General features: G+C 52.5%; 18 protein-coding genes. 8 read left to right on the top strand and 10 right to left on the bottom strand.

Going from position 1 to position 19,005, the window contains the following annotated elements:
• Both ligA and zipA read right to left on the bottom strand, forming a co-directional pair.
• Positions 1 to 2,016 carry an NAD-dependent DNA ligase LigA gene (gene ligA / locus AABJ99_RS07225; RefSeq protein WP_000443657.1) on the bottom strand — a complete coding sequence of 672 codons (2,016 nt, stop codon included), beginning with the start codon at positions 2,014 to 2,016 and terminating at the stop codon, positions 1 to 3.
• A 70-nt stretch (positions 2,017 to 2,086) separates the two neighbouring features.
• Positions 2,087 to 3,097 (bottom strand): cell division protein ZipA, encoded by a 1,011-nt coding sequence (gene zipA / locus AABJ99_RS07220; RefSeq protein ID WP_039020923.1) that lies wholly within the window; start codon positions 3,095 to 3,097, stop codon positions 2,087 to 2,089.
• A gap of 229 nt (positions 3,098 to 3,326) precedes the next feature.
• On the opposite strand from zipA, the gene cysZ reads away from it, so the two are divergent.
• The 5 genes from cysZ (at position 3,327) to crr (ending at position 8,207) form a co-directional block, all read left to right on the top strand.
• Positions 3,327 to 4,088, top strand: coding sequence for a sulfate transporter CysZ (cysZ, locus tag AABJ99_RS07215; RefSeq protein ID WP_000254839.1), 762 nt, complete (start codon positions 3,327 to 3,329; stop codon positions 4,086 to 4,088).
• 184 nt (positions 4,089 to 4,272) lie between these two features.
• Positions 4,273 to 5,244, top strand: coding sequence for a cysteine synthase A (cysK, locus tag AABJ99_RS07210; RefSeq protein WP_000034402.1), 972 nt, complete (start codon positions 4,273 to 4,275; stop codon positions 5,242 to 5,244).
• A gap of 383 nt (positions 5,245 to 5,627) precedes the next feature.
• Positions 5,628 to 5,885, top strand: a complete 258-nt coding sequence (gene ptsH, locus AABJ99_RS07205) for a phosphocarrier protein Hpr (RefSeq protein ID WP_000487600.1) — start codon at positions 5,628 to 5,630, stop codon at positions 5,883 to 5,885.
• Between the two features lie 44 nt (positions 5,886 to 5,929).
• Positions 5,930 to 7,657, top strand: coding sequence for a phosphoenolpyruvate-protein phosphotransferase PtsI (ptsI, locus tag AABJ99_RS07200; protein WP_000623136.1), 1,728 nt, complete (start codon positions 5,930 to 5,932; stop codon positions 7,655 to 7,657).
• Positions 7,658 to 7,697: 40 nt separating this feature from the next.
• The gene (gene crr / locus AABJ99_RS07195) at positions 7,698 to 8,207 is read left to right on the top strand and encodes a PTS glucose transporter subunit IIA (protein ID WP_000522247.1); all 510 of its coding nucleotides are present in this window, start codon (positions 7,698 to 7,700) and stop codon (positions 8,205 to 8,207) included.
• 42 nt (positions 8,208 to 8,249) lie between these two features.
• On the opposite strand, the gene pdxK is transcribed toward crr, so the two are convergent.
• A complete protein-coding gene (gene pdxK / locus AABJ99_RS07190; RefSeq protein ID WP_039020924.1) occupies positions 8,250 to 9,101 on the bottom strand; it encodes a pyridoxine/pyridoxal/pyridoxamine kinase in 852 nt (283 codons plus the stop codon).
• A 104-nt stretch (positions 9,102 to 9,205) separates the two neighbouring features.
• Between pdxK and yfeK the strand changes: the two genes are divergently transcribed.
• Positions 9,206 to 9,574 (top strand): YfeK family protein, encoded by a 369-nt coding sequence (yfeK, locus tag AABJ99_RS07185; protein WP_039020925.1) that lies wholly within the window; start codon positions 9,206 to 9,208, stop codon positions 9,572 to 9,574.
• Between the two features lie 2 nt (positions 9,575 to 9,576).
• On the opposite strand, the gene cysM is transcribed toward yfeK, so the two are convergent.
• The 7 genes from cysM to murR all read right to left on the bottom strand — a co-directional run bounded on the left by cysM (position 9,577) and on the right by murR (position 16,515).
• On the bottom strand, positions 9,577 to 10,488 hold the full coding sequence (gene cysM, locus AABJ99_RS07180) for a cysteine synthase B (protein ID WP_000105473.1): 912 nt from the start codon (positions 10,486 to 10,488) through the stop codon (positions 9,577 to 9,579).
• Positions 10,489 to 10,622: 134 nt separating this feature from the next.
• Positions 10,623 to 11,720 (bottom strand): sulfate/thiosulfate ABC transporter ATP-binding protein CysA, encoded by a 1,098-nt coding sequence (gene cysA, locus AABJ99_RS07175; protein WP_000021027.1) that lies wholly within the window; start codon positions 11,718 to 11,720, stop codon positions 10,623 to 10,625.
• Positions 11,710 to 12,585 (bottom strand): sulfate/thiosulfate ABC transporter permease CysW, encoded by an 876-nt coding sequence (gene cysW / locus AABJ99_RS07170; protein WP_000852696.1) that lies wholly within the window; start codon positions 12,583 to 12,585, stop codon positions 11,710 to 11,712. Before cysW ends, cysA begins: the two co-directional genes overlap by 11 nt.
• Positions 12,585 to 13,418, bottom strand: a complete 834-nt coding sequence (gene cysT, locus AABJ99_RS07165) for a sulfate/thiosulfate ABC transporter permease CysT (protein WP_039020926.1) — start codon at positions 13,416 to 13,418, stop codon at positions 12,585 to 12,587. The genes cysW and cysT overlap by 1 nt, the downstream gene beginning before the upstream one ends.
• Positions 13,418 to 14,434, bottom strand: a complete 1,017-nt coding sequence (gene cysP, locus AABJ99_RS07160) for a thiosulfate/sulfate ABC transporter substrate-binding protein CysP (RefSeq protein WP_000290221.1) — start codon at positions 14,432 to 14,434, stop codon at positions 13,418 to 13,420. Before cysP ends, cysT begins: the two co-directional genes overlap by 1 nt.
• 303 nt (positions 14,435 to 14,737) lie before the next feature.
• A complete protein-coding gene (gene ucpA / locus AABJ99_RS07155) occupies positions 14,738 to 15,529 on the bottom strand; it encodes an SDR family oxidoreductase UcpA (protein WP_000517442.1) in 792 nt (263 codons plus the stop codon).
• 128 nt (positions 15,530 to 15,657) lie between these two features.
• Positions 15,658 to 16,515 carry an HTH-type transcriptional regulator MurR gene (murR, locus tag AABJ99_RS07150; RefSeq protein ID WP_000966432.1) on the bottom strand — a complete coding sequence of 286 codons (858 nt, stop codon included), beginning with the start codon at positions 16,513 to 16,515 and terminating at the stop codon, positions 15,658 to 15,660.
• Positions 16,516 to 16,678: 163 nt separating this feature from the next.
• Between murR and murQ the strand changes: the two genes are divergently transcribed.
• Positions 16,679 to 17,575 (top strand): N-acetylmuramic acid 6-phosphate etherase, encoded by an 897-nt coding sequence (gene murQ / locus AABJ99_RS07145; protein ID WP_039020927.1) that lies wholly within the window; start codon positions 16,679 to 16,681, stop codon positions 17,573 to 17,575.
• A 3-nt stretch (positions 17,576 to 17,578) separates the two neighbouring features.
• Positions 17,579 to 19,003, top strand: coding sequence for a PTS N-acetylmuramic acid transporter subunit IIBC (gene murP / locus AABJ99_RS07140; protein ID WP_001040487.1), 1,425 nt, complete (start codon positions 17,579 to 17,581; stop codon positions 19,001 to 19,003).
• The last annotated feature ends 2 nt before the right edge of the window (positions 19,004 to 19,005 follow it).

The following is a 19,005-nucleotide window of genomic DNA, read 5'->3' as shown; positions in this document are numbered from 1 at the left end:
TCAGCTACCCAGCAAACGCAGCATTTCCGTTTCGTCGATGACTTCAATGCCCAGTTCCTGCGCCTTCGCCAGTTTAGATCCTGCAGCTTCACCCGCTATCACCAGATCGGTTTTCTTCGACACGCTGCCCGCGACTTTCGCGCCCAGTTCGACCAGTCGAGCTTTAGCGTCATCACGCGACATCTGGCTTAAGCTGCCCGTAAGCACCACGGTTTTACCAGCAAACGGGCTGTCAATCTCTTCCGCGTTAATCACCACCGGCGCAGGCCAGTGAACGCCTTCCGCCAACAGCTCGCTGATGACATTGCGGTTGCTTTCTTCGGCAAAGAAGTTGTGAACGTGGGAGGCAACGACAATGCCAACATCAGGCACCTTTTGCAGCTCTTCAATCGAAGCGGCTTCCAGCGCTTCCAGCGTGCCGAAATATGCCGCTAGACCTGCTGCGGTGGCCTCGCCGACTTCACGGATGCCAAGTGCATAGAGGAAGCGGGCAAAGGTGGTTTCTTTCGCTTTTTCCAGCGCGTTAACCACATTTTGTGCCGATTTCGGCCCCATGCGCTCCAGTCCGGTCAGTTTGCCTGCGGTGAGTTTGAACAGATCCGCCGGGGTATGGACATATTCTTTTTCAACCAGTTGATCGATGATTTTGTCGCCCATACCGTCAACATCCATCGCACGGCGGGAAACAAAGTGTTTCAGCGACTCTTTACGCTGCGCACCGCAAATCAGGCCACCGGTACAGCGGGCAACCGCTTCACCTTCCACACGCTCGACGTCAGAACCACATACCGGACAATGCGTCGGGAATACAACCTCACGGGTATCTTCCGGGCGTTCAGAAAGCACGACGTTAACCACCTGCGGGATCACGTCGCCAGCGCGGCGAATCACCACTTTATCGCCAATGCGTAAACCAAGACGTTCGATTTCGTCAGCATTATGCAGTGTGGCGTTACTCACCAGCACACCAGCAACATGGACTGGTTCAAGACGCGCAACAGGCGTAATCGCGCCAGTACGCCCAACCTGAAACTCGACGTCACGCACAAAGGTCATCTGTTCCTGCGCCGGGAATTTAAACGCTACCGCCCAGCGCGGGGCTCGCGCGACAAAGCCAAGCTGCTCCTGCTGTGCCAGAGAGTTGACCTTAATTACCACGCCGTCGATATCAAAGCCCAGCGTCGGGCGGTCTTCTTCCACTTTGTGGTAGAACGCCAGCACTTCTTCCGCCGATTCACAAAGCGTTACTCGATCGCTGACCGGCAAACCCCACTTTTTAAATTGCAGTAAACGGCCAAGATGAGTATCCGGTAGCTCGCCACCTTCCAGAACACCGACGCCATAGCAGAAAAAAGTGAGCGGTCGCTTCGCTGTAATACGCGGATCAAGCTGACGCAGTGAACCTGCAGCCGCATTACGCGGGTTAGCAAACACTTTCCCGCCTGTGCGTCGCGCATCTTCGTTGATCTTTTCGAAGCCGGCCTGCGGCAGGAACACTTCACCACGAACTTCCAGACGCGCCGGGATATTCTCGCCGTGAAGCTTCAGCGGAATGGCGCGAATAGTACGCACGTTTGATGTAATGTCTTCGCCGGTAGTGCCATCGCCACGGGTCGCGGCACTGACTAAAACGCCATTTTCATACAGAATGCTGACGGCAAGACCATCCAGTTTCAGCTCACAGCACCAGGTCACTTTTTCGTTGCTTTTCAGACGGTCCTGTACGCGTTTGTTGAAAGCAAGAAAGCTTTCTTCATCAAAGACGTTATCCAGCGACAACATGGGCACTTCATGGCGGATCTGGCTGAAAGCCGCCAGCGGCGCAGCACCTACACGTTGGGTAGGTGAATCAGGTGTAATCAGCTCTGGATGTTTGGCTTCCAGCTCGCGCAGTTCGCGCATCAGCCTGTCGTATTCAGCGTCGGGAATTTCCGGCGCATCCATCACATGATAAAGATATTCATGATGGCGAAGCGTCGTTCGCAGTTCTGTCAGTTGTTGTTCGATTGATTCCATATCGCACCATCAATGCTAAAAACCCCCGACAAGCGGGGGTTCGAAGAGGAGTTAATTTGCCTTAAGTGTATCAGGCGTTGGCGTCTTTGACTTCGCGGATGATGTCCTGGTACTCGCGCAATTTCTGCGGAGTCATCATACGGCGCTGATCGTCAAGCACTACACCGCCCACTTCATCGGCAATATGCTGCGCAGATTGCAGCATCAGCTTAAAGTTCTGCAGCTCGTCACCGTAAGACGGTACCTGCATAAAGATAGTGACACCCGGAGTAGTGAAATCCTTCATTTCAGGATCGAAGGTTCCCGGTTTCACCATATTCGCCAGGCTGAATAACGCCGGGCCGCTGCCATCCGGGCTAAGATGACGATGGTAAATGTTCATATCGCCAAAAATGAAGCCCGCTTGTTGAATGCTGTTAAGAAGCAGTTCACCGTTTAACTCGCTACCGTGATGCGCCGCGACGTTCATGATAATCACCGCTTCTTTGCGCTTCGGTTTATCCATAACTGGAGCCGGTTCCGCTACAGGCTCAGGCTGTGGTGCCGCTACAGGTTCTGCAGGCTGGAAAGCCTGTTGTGCCGGTTGCGGTGCTGAATGCACTGGCTGCGGCGCTGACGCGACCTGTGGCGAAACTGGCTGCTGCAACGGCTGTTCAGGCTGAGGCTGAGGCTGAGGCTGATAGGCAGGCTGCTGCACGGGTTGCTGCACCGGCTGCGTTGGACGCGGAGCATGTTGCGGCGGTACCTGCGCTTCAGGCGGCTGCTGGACCGGTTGACGCGGCTGCGCAGACGCATAAGGCGGTTGGTACTGGTGTTGCGGCGACGGACGAGCAGCCTCATGCTCCTGGGCGTTAGCCGGGGCATGATTCACGCGGTGAACACGAACCTCACCAACGCCCTCATCATCTTCGACATCCTCGTCATAAGAATCGTCGTCACGTTTTGACTTCATTCGTTTTAATGGCCGATCGCGGAACATAGAAGATCGTTCTTTACGGCTGGTCCAGAAACCATGTACCAGTAAAGCGATTATGGCGATCGCGCCAACAATGATTAATATCAGACGCAAATCCTGCATCATTATATTCTCTGTTGTTCTAACACCTTGCCACCACGGCAAACATTTACTCACTAAGAGTATTTGCCGATTACCTCAAGTGCAAGTGCACTATTAACTTTCACAGCACAAAGATAGATGAAATCGTGCTTTTTGCTGTTTTTTCGAACATATCCTAACTGTCCATTGCGCAATTACCCGGTAAAATACGCAGAATTTTCCTGGGATTGGTCAAAAGGAGCTCATCCTGATTATGGTTTCATCATTCACATCTGCCCCACGCAGCGGTTTTTACTATTTTGCGCAAGGCTGGAAGCTCGTCTCGCAACCAGGGATTCGGCGTTTTGTTATTTTACCGCTGTTGGTCAATATTTTGTTGATGGGGGGCGCATTCTGGTGGCTCTTTACGCAACTCGATGTCTGGATCCCGACTCTCATGAGTTATGTTCCGGACTGGTTACAATGGCTGAGCTATCTGTTGTGGCCCCTGGCTGTCATCTCTGTGCTGTTAGTGTTTGGCTATTTCTTCTCAACGATTGCTAACTGGATTGCTGCTCCGTTCAACGGTTTATTGGCTGAACAACTGGAAGCAAGACTGACTGGCGCTACACCGCCAGATACTGGAATTTTCGGTATCATGAAAGATGTGCCGCGAATCATGAAACGCGAATGGCAAAAATTTGCCTGGTATCTGCCGCGCGCAATTGTATTGCTAATTCTTTACTTCATCCCTGGCATTGGGCAAACCGTCGCACCGGTACTGTGGTTCCTGTTTAGCGCCTGGATGTTAGCCATCCAGTATTGCGATTACCCCTTCGATAACCACAAAGTGCCGTTTAAAGAGATGCGTACCGCCCTGCGCACACGCAAAATCACCAATATGCAGTTTGGTGCTTTAACCAGCCTGTTTACGATGATCCCGCTGCTTAACCTGTTCATCATGCCCGTTGCCGTTTGTGGCGCGACGGCGATGTGGGTCGATTGCTATCGCGATAAACACGCGATGTGGCGGTAACAATCTACCGGTTATTTTGTAAACCGTTTGTGTGAAACAGGGGTGGCTTATGCCACCCCTTATTCCATCTTGCATGTCATTATTTCCCTTCTGCATATAGATATGCTAAATCCTTACTTCCGCATATTCTCTGAGCGGGTATGCTACCTGTTGTATCCCAATTTCATACAGTTAAGGACAGGCCATGAGTAAGATTTTTGAAGATAACTCGCTGACTATCGGTCACACACCGCTGGTTCGCCTGAATCGCATCGGTAACGGACGCATTCTGGCGAAGGTGGAATCTCGTAACCCCAGCTTCAGCGTTAAGTGCCGTATCGGTGCCAATATGATTTGGGATGCCGAAAAGCGCGGCGTGCTGAAACCAGGCGTTGAACTGGTTGAACCAACCAGCGGTAATACCGGGATTGCACTGGCCTATGTGGCTGCCGCTCGCGGTTACAAACTCACCCTGACCATGCCAGAAACCATGAGTATTGAACGCCGCAAGCTGCTGAAAGCGTTAGGTGCAAACCTGGTGCTGACCGAAGGTGCTAAAGGCATGAAAGGCGCAATCCAAAAAGCAGAAGAAATTGTCGCCAGCAATCCAGAGAAATACCTACTGCTGCAACAATTCAGCAATCCGGCAAACCCTGAAATTCACGAAAAAACCACCGGTCCGGAGATCTGGGAAGATACCGACGGTCAGGTTGATGTATTTATTGCTGGTGTTGGGACTGGCGGTACGCTGACCGGCGTCAGCCGCTACATTAAAGGCACCAAAGGCAAGACTGATCTCATCTCTGTCGCCGTGGAGCCAACTGATTCTCCGGTTATCGCCCAGGCGCTGGCAGGTGAAGAGATTAAACCTGGCCCGCATAAAATTCAGGGGATTGGCGCTGGTTTTATCCCGGCTAACCTTGATCTCAAACTGGTCGATAAAGTCATTGGCATCACCAATGAAGAAGCTATTTCTACCGCGCGTCGTCTGATGGAAGAGGAAGGTATTCTTGCAGGTATCTCTTCTGGAGCGGCTGTTGCTGCAGCGTTGAAACTACAAGAAGATGAAAGCTTTACCAACAAGAATATTGTGGTTATTCTACCGTCATCGGGTGAGCGTTATTTAAGCACCGCATTGTTTGCCGATCTCTTCACTGAGAAAGAATTGCAACAGTAATGCCAGCTTGTTAAAAATGCGTAAAAAAGCACCTTTTCAGGTGCTTTTTTGTGGCCTGCTTCAAACTTTCGCCCCTCCTGGCATTGATTCAGCCTGTCGGAACTGGTATTTAACCAGACTAATTATTTTGATGCGCGAAATTAATCGTTACAGGAAAAGCCATAGCTGAATCGATTTTATGATTTGGTTCAATTCTTCCTTTAGCGGCATAATGTTTAATGACGTACGAAACGTCAGCGGTCAACACCCGCCAGCAAAGGACTGTATTGCGCTCTTCGTGCGTCGCGTCTGTTAAAAACTGGCGCTAACAATACAGGCTAAAGTCGAACCGCCAGGCTAGACTTTAGTTCCACAACACTAAACCTATAAGTTGGGGAAATACAATGTTCCAGCAAGAAGTTACCATTACCGCTCCGAACGGTCTGCACACCCGCCCTGCTGCCCAGTTTGTAAAAGAAGCTAAGGGCTTCACTTCTGAAATTACTGTGACTTCCAACGGCAAAAGCGCCAGCGCGAAAAGCCTGTTTAAACTGCAGACTCTGGGCCTGACTCAAGGTACCGTTGTGACTATCTCCGCAGAAGGCGAAGACGAACAGAAAGCGGTTGAACATCTGGTTAAACTGATGGCGGAACTCGAGTAATTTCCCGGGTTCTTTTAAAAATCAGTCACAAGTAAGGTAGGGTTATGATTTCAGGCATTTTAGCATCCCCGGGTATCGCTTTCGGTAAAGCTCTGCTTCTGAAAGAAGACGAAATTGTCATTGACCGGAAAAAAATTTCTGCCGACCAGGTTGATCAGGAAGTTGAACGTTTTCTGAGCGGTCGTGCCAAGGCATCAGCCCAGCTGGAAACGATCAAAACGAAAGCTGGTGAAACGTTCGGTGAAGAAAAAGAAGCCATCTTTGAAGGGCATATTATGCTACTCGAAGATGAGGAGCTGGAGCAGGAAATCATAGCCCTGATTAAAGATAAGCACATGACAGCTGACGCAGCTGCTCATGAAGTTATCGAAGGTCAGGCTTCTGCCCTAGAAGAGCTGGATGATGAATACCTGAAAGAGCGTGCGGCTGACGTACGTGATATCGGTAAGCGCCTGCTGCGCAACATCCTGGGCCTGAAGATTATCGACCTGAGCGCCATTCAGGATGAAGTCATTCTGGTTGCCGCTGACCTGACGCCGTCCGAAACCGCACAGCTGAACCTGAAGAAGGTGCTGGGTTTCATCACCGACGCGGGTGGCCGTACTTCCCACACCTCTATCATGGCGCGTTCTCTGGAACTGCCTGCTATCGTGGGTACCGGTAGCGTCACCTCTCAGGTGAAAAATGACGACTATCTGATTCTGGATGCCGTAAATAATCAGGTTTACGTCAATCCAACCAACGAAGTTATTGATAAAATGCGCGCTGTTCAGGAGCAAGTGGCTTCTGAAAAAGCAGAGCTTGCTAAACTGAAAGATCTGCCAGCTATTACGCTGGACGGTCACCAGGTAGAAGTGTGCGCTAACATCGGTACGGTTCGTGACGTTGAAGGTGCTGAGCGTAACGGCGCTGAAGGCGTTGGTCTTTATCGTACTGAGTTCCTGTTCATGGACCGCGACGCGCTGCCCACTGAAGAAGAACAGTTTGCTGCTTACAAAGCAGTAGCTGAAGCGTGTGGCTCACAAGCGGTTATCGTTCGTACCATGGACATCGGCGGCGACAAAGAGCTGCCATACATGAACTTCCCGAAAGAAGAGAACCCGTTCCTCGGCTGGCGCGCTATCCGTATCGCGATGGATCGTAAAGAGATCCTGCGCGATCAGCTCCGCGCTATCCTGCGTGCCTCTGCTTTCGGTAAATTGCGCATCATGTTCCCGATGATCATCTCTGTTGAAGAAGTGCGTGCACTGCGCAAAGAGATCGAAATCTACAAACAGGAACTGCGCGACGAAGGTAAAGCGTTTGACGAGTCAATTGAAATCGGCGTAATGGTGGAAACACCAGCGGCCGCAACAATTGCACGTCATTTAGCCAAAGAAGTTGATTTCTTTAGTATCGGCACCAATGATTTAACGCAGTACACTCTGGCAGTTGACCGTGGTAATGATATGATTTCACACCTTTACCAGCCAATGTCACCGTCCGTGCTGAACTTGATCAAGCAAGTTATTGATGCTTCTCATGCTGAAGGCAAATGGACTGGCATGTGTGGTGAGCTTGCTGGCGATGAACGTGCTACACTTCTGTTGCTGGGGATGGGTCTGGACGAATTCTCTATGAGCGCCATTTCTATCCCGCGCATTAAGAAGATTATCCGTAACACGAACTTCGAAGATGCGAAGGTGTTAGCAGAGCAGGCTCTTGCTCAACCGACAACGGACGAGTTAATGACGCTGGTTAACAAGTTCATTGAAGAAAAAACAATCTGCTAATCCACGAGATGCGGCCCAATTTACTGCTTAGGAGAAGATCATGGGTTTGTTCGATAAACTGAAATCTCTGGTTTCCGACGACAAGAAGGATACCGGAACTATTGAGATCATTGCTCCGCTCTCTGGCGAGATCGTCAATATCGAAGACGTGCCGGATGTCGTTTTTGCGGAAAAAATCGTTGGTGATGGTATTGCTATCAAACCAACTGGTAACAAAATGGTCGCGCCTGTAGACGGCACCATTGGTAAAATCTTTGAAACCAACCACGCGTTCTCTATCGAATCTGATAGCGGCGTTGAACTGTTCGTCCACTTCGGTATCGACACCGTTGAACTGAAAGGCGAAGGCTTCAAGCGTATTGCTGAAGAAGGTCAGCGCGTGAAAGTTGGCGATACTGTCATTGAATTCGATCTGCCTCTGCTGGAAGAGAAAGCCAAGTCTACCCTGACTCCGGTTGTTATCTCCAACATGGACGAAATCAAAGAACTGATCAAACTGTCCGGTAGCGTGACTGTGGGTGAAACCCCGGTTATCCGCATCAAGAAGTAATTCTTGCCGCAGAGAAAAATGGCGCCCATCGGCGCCATTTTTTTATGATTCTGCCAGCGGCGGCAAAATCAATTCATCGCTACCATGCTGCTGGGTATAGCGCATCACCTCCAGCACACGTAAGCCCGCACTGTGCACCGCGTCGGTTAACGCTTTCCCTTTCACCAAGCCACTGATGAGCTGAGCACAAAACAGGTCGCCAGTCCCTTTCAGGTCAGTTTTAACCCGTGAATGGGAAATGACATTCACGCTGTCGGCACTGACCACCACCACCTGCATCTCCTGATTTTCTTCATTACCGGAGGCGCTGGTAATCACCACCCATTTTAATGTGTCTGAAAGCAGACTTTTTGCGGCAGCAATGGCACTGTCGAGATCGCGGCAATTTATACCGGTCAGGATTTCCAGCTCAAAGATATTGGGGGTAATTCCCTGCGCCAGCGGCAGTAAATATTGTCGATACGCCTCGGGAAGGTCCGGTTTGACATAAATTCCGCTATCAATATCGCCAATCACCGGATCGACCATGATCAATAGGTCTGGATGGTCTTTGCGTAGCGCAGTCAGCCACTCGGCAAGGATTTTGATTTGCGATGCCGTTCCCATATAGCCCGTTGTTACAGCTCGCAGCTGGCGCAGCGCATCACGCTCCTGAAGCGCACGCAAATAGCCGCTAAACCATTCGTCCGGAATCGCACCGCCGTAGAAAGTGTCATAATGCGGCGTATTGCTCAGCAATACCGTCGGCACGGCAAAGACATTCAGGCCGTTCTGTTTAATAGCAGGCACGGCAATGCTGTTGCCTACGCTGCCGTACACTACCTGCGACTGAACGGCGACGATATCTGCCTGCAGCGCCCTGCTCTTATCGTTAAACAACAACAAACTACTCATTTAATTTTTTCTCCTTGCCGATGATCCTCATCGTATTCCAACCGAAACTTTACCTGATTCTGGCAGTCAAATCGGCTATCACCACACAAGGATAAGGTAATTCAGTGAAGAAAATCATTTGTCTTTTAATAACGCTGCTCATGACACTCCCTGCTTACGCGAAGTTAACCGCCCACGAAGAAGCCCGCATCAACGCCATGCTGGAGGGATTAGCACAGAAAAAGGATTTGATATTTGTGCGCAACGGCGATGAACATACCTGCGATGAAGCGGTTTCCCATTTGCGTCTAAAGCTGGGCAATACCCGTAATCGCATTGATACTGCTGAGCAATTTATTGATAAGGTTGCTTCGTCATCATCGATTACCGGGAAGCCGTATATCGTGAAGATGCCCGGTAAGAGCGATGAAAACGCGCAACCTTTTTTACATGCGTTAATTGCGCAGACGGATAAAACGGTGCCTGCACAATAATCTTAAATCCCCGCCCCCTGACTAAAGTGCTCTTCCCCAAACACCCCGGTAGAAAGGTAGCGATCGCCGCGATCGCAGATGATCGCCACCACTACAGCGCCGGGGTTGGCTTTTGCCACCCGCAGTGCTCCGGCAACCGCGCCGCCGGAACTTACACCGCAGAAAATCCCTTCCCGCACTGCCAGTTCGCGCATGGTGTTTTCCGCATCGCGCTGATGAATATCCAGCACCTCATCCACCAGCGAAGCGTTGAAGATGCCTGGCAGATATTCCTCAGGCCAGCGACGAATGCCGGGAATGCTGCTGCCCTCTTCCGGCTGCAGACCAACAATGGTCACCGGTTTGGATTGCTCGCGCATAAAGCGCGACACGCCGGTAATCGTACCGGTCGTCCCCATGCTGGAGACAAAATGGGTAATGCGACCGCCGGTTTGCTGCCAGATTTCCGGCCCGGTGGTGGTGTAATGCGCATAAGGATTATCGGGATTATTGAACTGATCGAGCAGCTTGCCTTCACCACGATTTGCCATCTCCAGCGCCAGATCGCGCGCGCCTTCCATGCCCTGCTCTTTGGTGACCAGAATCAGCTCCGCTCCGTAGGCACGCATCGCCGCGCGACGCTCCTGGCTCATGTTATCGGGCATCAGCAATTTCATGCGATAGCCTTTTAGCGCAGCGATCATTGCCAGCGCAATCCCGGTGTTACCACTGGTGGCTTCGATTAACACATCACCCGGTTTAATTTCCCCGCGCTTTTCCGCCTCGACGATCATCGAAAGCGCCGCACGATCTTTCACCGAACCGGCCGGATTATTGCCTTCCAGCTTTAACCACACTTCACTGCCGTTATCCGGCCCCATTCGTTGTAATTTCACCAGAGGCGTATTGCCTATTGTTTGTTCTAATGTACTCACGATCTCTGTCCATACGTGGTGTTGCCTGATGCGACGTTTACGCGTCTTATCAGGCCTACAGGTTACAAAACCTTGCCATTAAAAAGCCCGGATCGCGGGAAGCGCCTCCGGGCGTTTAACATTCACTCAACCTATCAGGCGCTTTGTGCGAGGGCAAGTTCCTCATCACGGGTTTCAATACGCTCGTCGCCGTGATACAGCCGCGCATGTTGCAGCCCGACGAACAAACGATCGCCGCGCACTGGCGCATCATCGCCACGCATCACCACGGTGAGCGGATCTTCATACCACCCCAGCGGCTGCACGACTAATTGGGTGTAGTGGCCTTTCGGGCTGGCTTCCAGCACCTGTACCGGCAGCGGCGAATCGAGGCTGGTGCGGCGGCTGATATCCACTTCCCACGGGCGCAGGAAGAGATCCACCGGCCCCTGATACGCAGGGGTATATCCCAGCGGCCAGCGATGTGCGCCAACGTGGAACTGCCCGCCGCGAATCGTTCCCTGCAGGCGGTTTACTTCGCCCATAAACTCCAGCACAAAACGGGTCGCCGGTTCGCGCCAGACCTGATCGGGTTCATCAGCCTGTTCGATATTGCCCTGGCTCATCACCACAACGCGGTTGGCGACTTCCATCGCCTCTTCCTGGTCATGGGTCACGAACACACTGGTGAATTTCAGCTCTTCATGCAACTGACGCAGCCAACGACGCAGCTCTTTACGCACCTGCGCATCCAGCGCGCCAAACGGTTCATCAAGCAGCAGAATTTGCGGTTCGACAGCCAGCGCGCGCGCCAGCGCCACACGCTGTTTCTGACCGCCGGAAAGCTGCGCCGGATAACGATCCGCCAGATGGGCAAGCTGCACCATTTCCAGTAATTTTGTCACTTTCGCTTTGATCGCCGCGGCATTCGGGCGCTCGCGACGCGGCAGCACCGTCAGGCCAAAGGCGATATTGTCGAACACCGTCATATGGCGGAACAGCGCGTAATGCTGAAACACGAAACCGACTTTACGATCGCGTGCATGCAGGCGGCTGACGTCGGTGCCGTGGAAACGAATATGCCCGCTGGTTTGATGCTCCAGCCCGGCGATAATCCGCAGCAGCGTGGTTTTCCCGGAACCGGACGGCCCCAGCAACGCGACCATCTGACCAGAAGGAATATCCAGTGAGATATCGTTCAGCACCTGGGTGCGACCAAACGACTTCTTAATATTGGCAATCTCAATGCTCATGATGTTCCTCCTGTTGCGCGCGTTTTTCCTGATTCTCCAGGCGCCACTGCAACATACTCTTTAAAAACAGGGTGATAATCGCCATCAGCGTCAACAACGCCGCGGCGGTAAAGGAGCCGACGGTGTTGTAGTCCTGCTCCAGCAATTCAATCTGTAACGGCAGCGAAAGTGTTTCGCCGCGAATCGAGCCGGATACCACCGACACCGCGCCAAACTCGCCAATCGCGCGGGCGTTGGTCAGCACCACGCCATAAAGCAGCGCCCAGCGGATGTTCGGCAGCGTGACGCGGCGGAACATCTGCCAGCCAGACGCGCCAAGCAAAATCGCCGCTTCGTCTTCCTGGCTTCCCTGGCTTAACATCACCGGCACCAGCTCGCGCACCACAAACGGACAGGTCACAAAGATGGTGACCAGCACCATTCCCGGCCAGGAGAACATAATTTGCAGATTATGTTCATCCAGCCAGCCGCCGAGCGGGCCGTTAGAGCCGTAGAAAAGCAGATAGACCAGACCGGCAACCACCGGCGACACGGCAAACGGAATGTCCAGCAGCGTCAGCAGCAACTGGCGTCCGGGGAAGTTAAAGCGCGTCACCAGCCAGGCCAGCAGAATGCCGAACACCAGGTTTACCGGTACGGCAATCAGCGCGATCATCACCGTCAGCCAGATGGCATGCAGCATGTCCGGATCGGCCAGATTCTGTAAAACTGGCATCAGCCCTTTGCTGAATGCCTGCACGAAAATGTATATCATCGGCACCAGCAGGATGAACGCCGAAACCAGCATTCCGGTGCCAATCAGAAACCATTTGCCCCAGTTAATCGGGCGCGCGTCATAACGCTTCAACTGTGTCACTTCCGCCATTAATGACCTACCACACGCCGACCAAAGCGACTTTGCAGTGTGTTAATTGAGAACAGCAGCAGCAGTGACGCCGCGAGGATCACCGAAGCAATTGCGCTCGCCGCCGGGTAATCAAACTCCTGTAAGCGAACAAAAATCATCAGCGACGTCACTTCCGTCTTCCAGGCGATGTTCCCGGCGATAAAAATCACCGCACCAAACTCACCGAGACTACGGGTAAACGACAGCGCCACGCCCGCCACCAGCGCCGGAGAAAGCTCCGGCAGCACCACTTTGCAGAAACTCTGCCAGCGCGTTGCGCCGAGCGTTTCTGCCGCTTCTTCATATTCCGGGCCTAACTCCTCCAGCACCGGCTGCACGGTACGCACCACAAACGGAATGCTGGTAAAGGCCATCGCCACCGCGATACCAAGCCACGTATAGGTGACTTTGATATCAAACTTCGCCAGCCACTCGCCGTAAAAACCGTTCATAGAAAAGAGCGAAGCCAGCGTTAAACCTGCTACCGCCGTTGGTAGCGCAAACGGTAAATCCATCAGCGCATCAAGCAGCGTGCGGCCCGGAAAGCGATAGCGGGTTAAAATCCACGCCATCAGCAGGCCGAAAACGCCGTTAAAAATCGATGCCACAAACGCCGACAGCAGCGTCACTTTATAGGCCGCGACTACCTGCGGGTTGGTGATCACCTCCCAGTACTGCGCCCAGCTCATCTGAGCCAGTTGCATCACCAGTGCGGAGAGCGGCAGCAGCAAAATCAGGCACACAAACAGCAGACTGGTGCCGAGGCTTAAGGTAAAGCCCGGCAGCACGCGTCTGGAAGAAACTGCAAACATTAGTTACGCCCCGCCGCTAACAGCTTGTCTAACTCGCCGCCGCTGTTGAAGTGGGTTTTCATCACTTCCGGCCAGGAGCCAAATTTATCTTCCACGCGGAACAGCTCGGTCTGCGGGAATTTGTCTTTCAGTTTGTCCATGACTTCCGGGTTATTCACGCGGTAGTAATAATCGGTAATGATCGTTTGCGCCTGTGGGCTGTAGAGCCAGTTCAGGTAAGCTTTTGCCGCTTTTTCCGTACCGTTGGCCTGCACGTTTTTATCGACCCACGCCACCGGGAATTCCGCCAGAATGTTGGTTTTCGGAATCACCACTTCAAAGCCCTGCGCTTCATACTGCTTGCGGATGTTGTTCACTTCCGATTCGAAGCTAATCAGCACATCGCCCAGCCCGCGCTCGGCAAAGGTGGTAGTTGCGCCACGACCGCCGGTATCGAACACTTCCACGTTTTTCAGGAACTGGGTCATAAACTGTTCGGTTTTGGCTTTATCGCCACCGTCAGCTTTATCCGCTGCGCCCCATGCCGCCAGATAGGTATAACGCGCGTTACCGGAGGTTTTTGGGTTCGGGAAGATCAGCTTCACGTCGGAGCGCACCAGGTCGTTCCAGTCATGGATATTCTTCGGGTTACCCTTACGCACCAGGAAGCCCATGGTGGAGTAGAACGGGGAGCTGTTATTCGGCAGGCGCGACTGCCAGTCAGCCGGGATCAGCTTGCCTTTATCATGCAGGATCTGCACGTCGGTCACCTGGTTATAAGTTACAACGTCTGCTTTTAAGCCCTGCAAAATCGCCAGCGCCTGTTTTGATGACCCGGCATGAGATTGTTTAATCGTTAGCTTGTCGCCACCGTTATCTTTCGCCCATTGTTGCTCAAACGGCGGATTCAGGGCGGCAAAGAGCTCGCGGGAGACGTCATAAGAACTGTTCAGCAGTTCCGTTGCCTGTACATGGCCCGCCAGCAGCAGAGAAGCGACCAGCGCGAGTGAGTTCTTTTTCAGTAAGTTAACGGCCATTGCGCACCCTTATTAATTAAATGACTTTCTATTAGTCATCATATTTATAACGGACGTGAAAGGAGTAACGGTTTTATATACCGTTTGGTGATTTGGAAGTTGAAAAGGGAATAAGAACTTGGTTCAACAGGCGTAATTGTTGCAGTCAGTTTGGACACGAACAGCGCGGAGAAACCGGAGCGTACACATAGTACGTGAGGATTTCGAGCACTGCCCGGGGCCAAAATGACAAATAAAATAGCCTGGTGAACTTAGTTCAAGACGAAATCCTCCCCACACATGCAGGGAGGAAACAGAGGTGAATCAGATGCCGACGCTAACCGTCTCCGGCAGTGTGCTGCCGCCATCAATCACATTCTGTGTACCGGTTAAATAGCTGGATTCATCGGATGCGAGGAAGGCCGCCAGTTCGCCGACTTCCAGCGGATCGGCGAGGCGACGCAGCGGGATTGCTTTCGCCATTTCAGTCAGCACCGATTCCGGATCCTCCGGGTTTGACTGACGCGCGATGCTTTCCGCCATTGGCGTGCGAACATATCCTGGGCAGATGGCGTTAACGCGAATACCAGACTGCGCGTACTCCACCGCCAGCGATTTAGTCAGGCCAACAATCGCCGCTTTCGTTAAGGCATACGCCGTTTCGCCCGGATCGGCCACCATATCGCCAGTGACCGAAGACATCATCACAATGCGACCATCTTTGCGGGCAATCATCTCCGGCAGCACCGCCTTTGTGACGTTCCATACGCCTTTTATATTGATATCAATATGGAAATCGCGATCTTCATCGCTCATATCGAGGAAACTGCCCAGACGACAAACGCCTGCGTTATTCACCAGGATATCAATGCGCCCTTCTTTTTCCTTTGCGCGCTTGATAGCTGCGGCTACCGATGCCGGGTCACGCACATCGGCGACAACCGCCGTACAGCGATGACCACGACCACACAGTTCGTCCGCCAGCTTTTCGATCTCAGGGGAGATATCCAGCAAGATTAGGTTTGCGCCATGACGCGCAAAAGTTCTGGCAATTCCTTCGCCAATTCCCTGCAATGCGCCCGTAATCAGTGCTGTCTTGCCCGTGAGTTTACCCATTTTAATGCTCTCCTTGTTAATACAGAGCGTTACACTCCATTCCCTCTGAAAATACAGGATAAACAAAATATTGCTGCGGATCAGCTCACTAATTCAGGAAAATCTCAATCCAGTCGCTGCTTTATGCATCATTTCAGGCGTTGCGTTAGCTCACTGCTGCGCTCAATCATTTTCAATGACTCGACATCATTAAGTTGTACCAGCCCAACAAACAGTAAATCGGTAACCGAATTTTGTGCCGTGCGGGTGGACATCGACGAGCTACGCCATTCGGTTTCACCAGAAACGGTATCGAGGGTGAAATGTGCCAACCGCCGCAGCGGAGAGTCAGTCAGTGAAGTAATGGCAATCACCGTTGCCCCCTGCTTTCGCGCTGCCTCGGCGCATAGCAAAATCTCTTTTTTACTGCCGCTGTAAGAGATAGCGATTTGTACATCACCTTTTTTCAACGCCTGGGAAACGGTAGCTTGTACGTGCGTGTCGGCTTCACAGGCCACGCGATAACCAATTTTCATCAGTTTGAATGAAAGATCGCGCCCCACCAGCGCCGACCCGCCCAGGCCTGTTATCTGGATAAACGGCGCTTTACTGATGACCTCAATGATTTTTTGCAGCCGCGCGTAATCGAGTAAGGCGCAGGTTTGCTCCAGTGCCAGCTCTTTTTCGCGATTCAGTTTGCGGGCAATCACTTCCAGCGAATCATCACTGGTAATCGAACTGTGCAAGTGCAGCGCCGTGGCATTCGTTTTCTCCCGGCTGGCACTGTATTCGCCAATTAACGCCATACGCAATTCAGTAAATCCTTGCGCGCCGAGCTTCTGGGCAAACTTCACAATACTCGACTGGCTGATGCCGAGCTGTTTCGCCATCTTGCGCGAAGAGACGGATTTCAGCTCACTCACTTTAGCCTGCAGAAAGTCAGCTATTTTTTGCTCGTTCTCGGTAAATTCACTTTCTGCATTGCGTATTTTCGTCAGGTACAACATCTTCCACTCTCCTGGGCTGGCAGCAAAAATTCCGCTTAAGTTCTTATGACGCTCTTCACACTCTGCGAGTGTAGACTCAATGATTCCTTTAAGTCTGTCAATTCGGGATATATGATTCCATCCATCTGCAATTATTTGATCGTAAATAGTAAGGTCACCACCGATGCAACTTGAAAAGATGATTACCGAAGGCTCGAACGCCGCTTCGGCTGAAATTGACCGCGTATCAACGCTGGAAATGTGCCGGATTATCAACAATGAAGATAAAACCGTACCACTTGCCGTTGAGCGTGTACTGCCGGATATCGCCGCAGCGATCGATGTTATCCACGCCCAGGTAAGCGGCGGCGGTCGACTGATTTACATCGGTGCGGGGACTTCCGGTCGTCTGGGTATTCTTGATGCCAGCGAATGTCCGCCGACCTACGGCGTCAAACCGGACCTGGTGGTTGGTTTGATTGCTGGCGGTGAATATGCCATTCAGCACGCGGTGGAAGGCGCAGAAGATAGCCGGGAAGGTGGCGTTAACGATCTAAAAAATATCGGCTTAACCACACAGGATGTAGTGGTTGGTATTGCTGCCAGTGGTCGCACGCCGTATGTGATTGCCGGGCTGGAATACGCACGCCAACTCGGTTGCCGCACAGTGGGCATTTCCTGTAATCCGGGGAGCGCCGTTTCAACCACCGCTGAGTTTGCTATTACTCCGGTGGTTGGTGCCGAAGTGGTTACCGGTTCTTCGCGAATGAAAGCAGGCACAGCGCAGAAACTGGTGCTCAATATGCTTTCTACCGGGCTGATGATTAAATCCGGCAAAGTGTTCGGCAACCTGATGGTCGATGTGGTCGCCACCAACGAAAAATTGCATGTGCGCCAGGTCAATATCGTTAAAAACGCCACCGGATGTAACGCCGAACAAGCGGAAGCGGCGTTAATTGCTTGCGAGCGCAACTGTAAAACGGCCATTGTGATGGTGCTGAAAAATCTCGATGCCGCAGAAGCAAAAAAACGCCTGGATCAACACGGCGGCTTTATTCGTCAGGTTTTAGACAAGGAATAACCCATGGCCAAAGAGATCAGCAGTGAACTTCTGAACACCATCCTTACCCGTGTCGGCGGACCGGGGAATATCGCCAGTTGTGGTAACTGTATGACGCGCCTGCGTCTGGGTGTACATGACAGTTCACTGGTTGATCCCAATATCAAAACGCTGGAAGGCGTGAAGGGCGTCATTTTGACCAGCGATCAGGTACAGGTCGTTTTTGGACCAGGTAAAGCGCATCGTGCCGCCAAAGCGATGAGCGAACTGCTGGGCGAAGCCCCGGTACAGGATGCCGCAGAAATCGCCGCTCAGAATAAACGCCAGTTAAAAGCCAAACAGACCTCCGGCGTGCAACAGTTTCTTGCCAAATTCGCCACTATCTTCACGCCGCTGATCCCCGGTTTTATTGCTGCGGGTCTGTTGCTGGGGATAGCGACGTTAATTGCCACCGTGATGCACGTTCCGGCAGATGCTCAGGGAACGCTACCCGATGCGCTGAATTTTATGAAGGTGTTCAGCAAAGGTTTGTTCACTTTCCTGGTGATTCTGGTGGGCTATAACGCTGCCCAGGCATTTGGCGGCACGGGCGTCAATGGCGCAATTATCGCCGCGCTCTTTTTGCTCGGTTATAACCCTGCTGCCACCACCGGTTACTACGCCGGTTTTCACGATTTCTTCGGTCTGCCCATCGATCCGCGTGGCAATATTATCGGCGTGTTGATTGCCGCCTGGGCCTGCGCCCGCATCGAAGGCATGGTGCGCCGCTTTATGCCAGACGATCTCGACATGCTGTTGACCTCGTTAATCACTCTGCTGATCACCGCCACACTGGCGTATTTGATCATTATGCCGCTGGGTGGCTGGTTATTCGAAGGCATGTCGTGGCTGTTTATGCACCTGAACAGTAATCCGCTCGGTTGTGCAGTTTTAGCAGGGCTATTTCTGATCGCCGTGGTGTTTGGCGTGCATCAGGGCTTTATTCCTGTTTACCTGGCCTTAATGGACAGCCAGGGATTCAACAGCCTGTTCCCCATCCTTTCAATGGCAGGCGCGGGCCAGGTGGGTGCGGCGCTGGCGCTCTACTGGCGGGCGCAACCGCACAGTGCATTACGCAGTCAGGTCCGCGGGGCAATTATTCCCGGCCTGCTGGGCGTTGGCGAACCGTTAATTTACGGCGTTACCCTACCCCGCATGAAACCGTTTGTTACTGCCTGTTTAGGTGGCGCGGCGGGCGGTTTGTTTATCGGCCTGATAGCCTGGTGGGGCCTGCCGATGGGCTTAAACAGCGCCTTTGGGCCGTCTGGCCTGGTGGCGCTGCCGCTGATGACATCCGCGCAAGGCATCCTTCCGGCAATGGCGGTTTACGCTGGCGGGATTCTGGTGGCATGGGTTTGTGGGTTTATTTTCACCACGCTCTTTGGCTGCCGTAACGTCAATCTGGACTGATT

It is taken from the genome of Escherichia coli (assembly GCF_036503815.1).
Lineage (GTDB): Bacteria > Pseudomonadota > Gammaproteobacteria > Enterobacterales > Enterobacteriaceae > Escherichia > Escherichia coli_F.
This window is presented reverse-complemented; position numbering and strand designations above follow the sequence as displayed.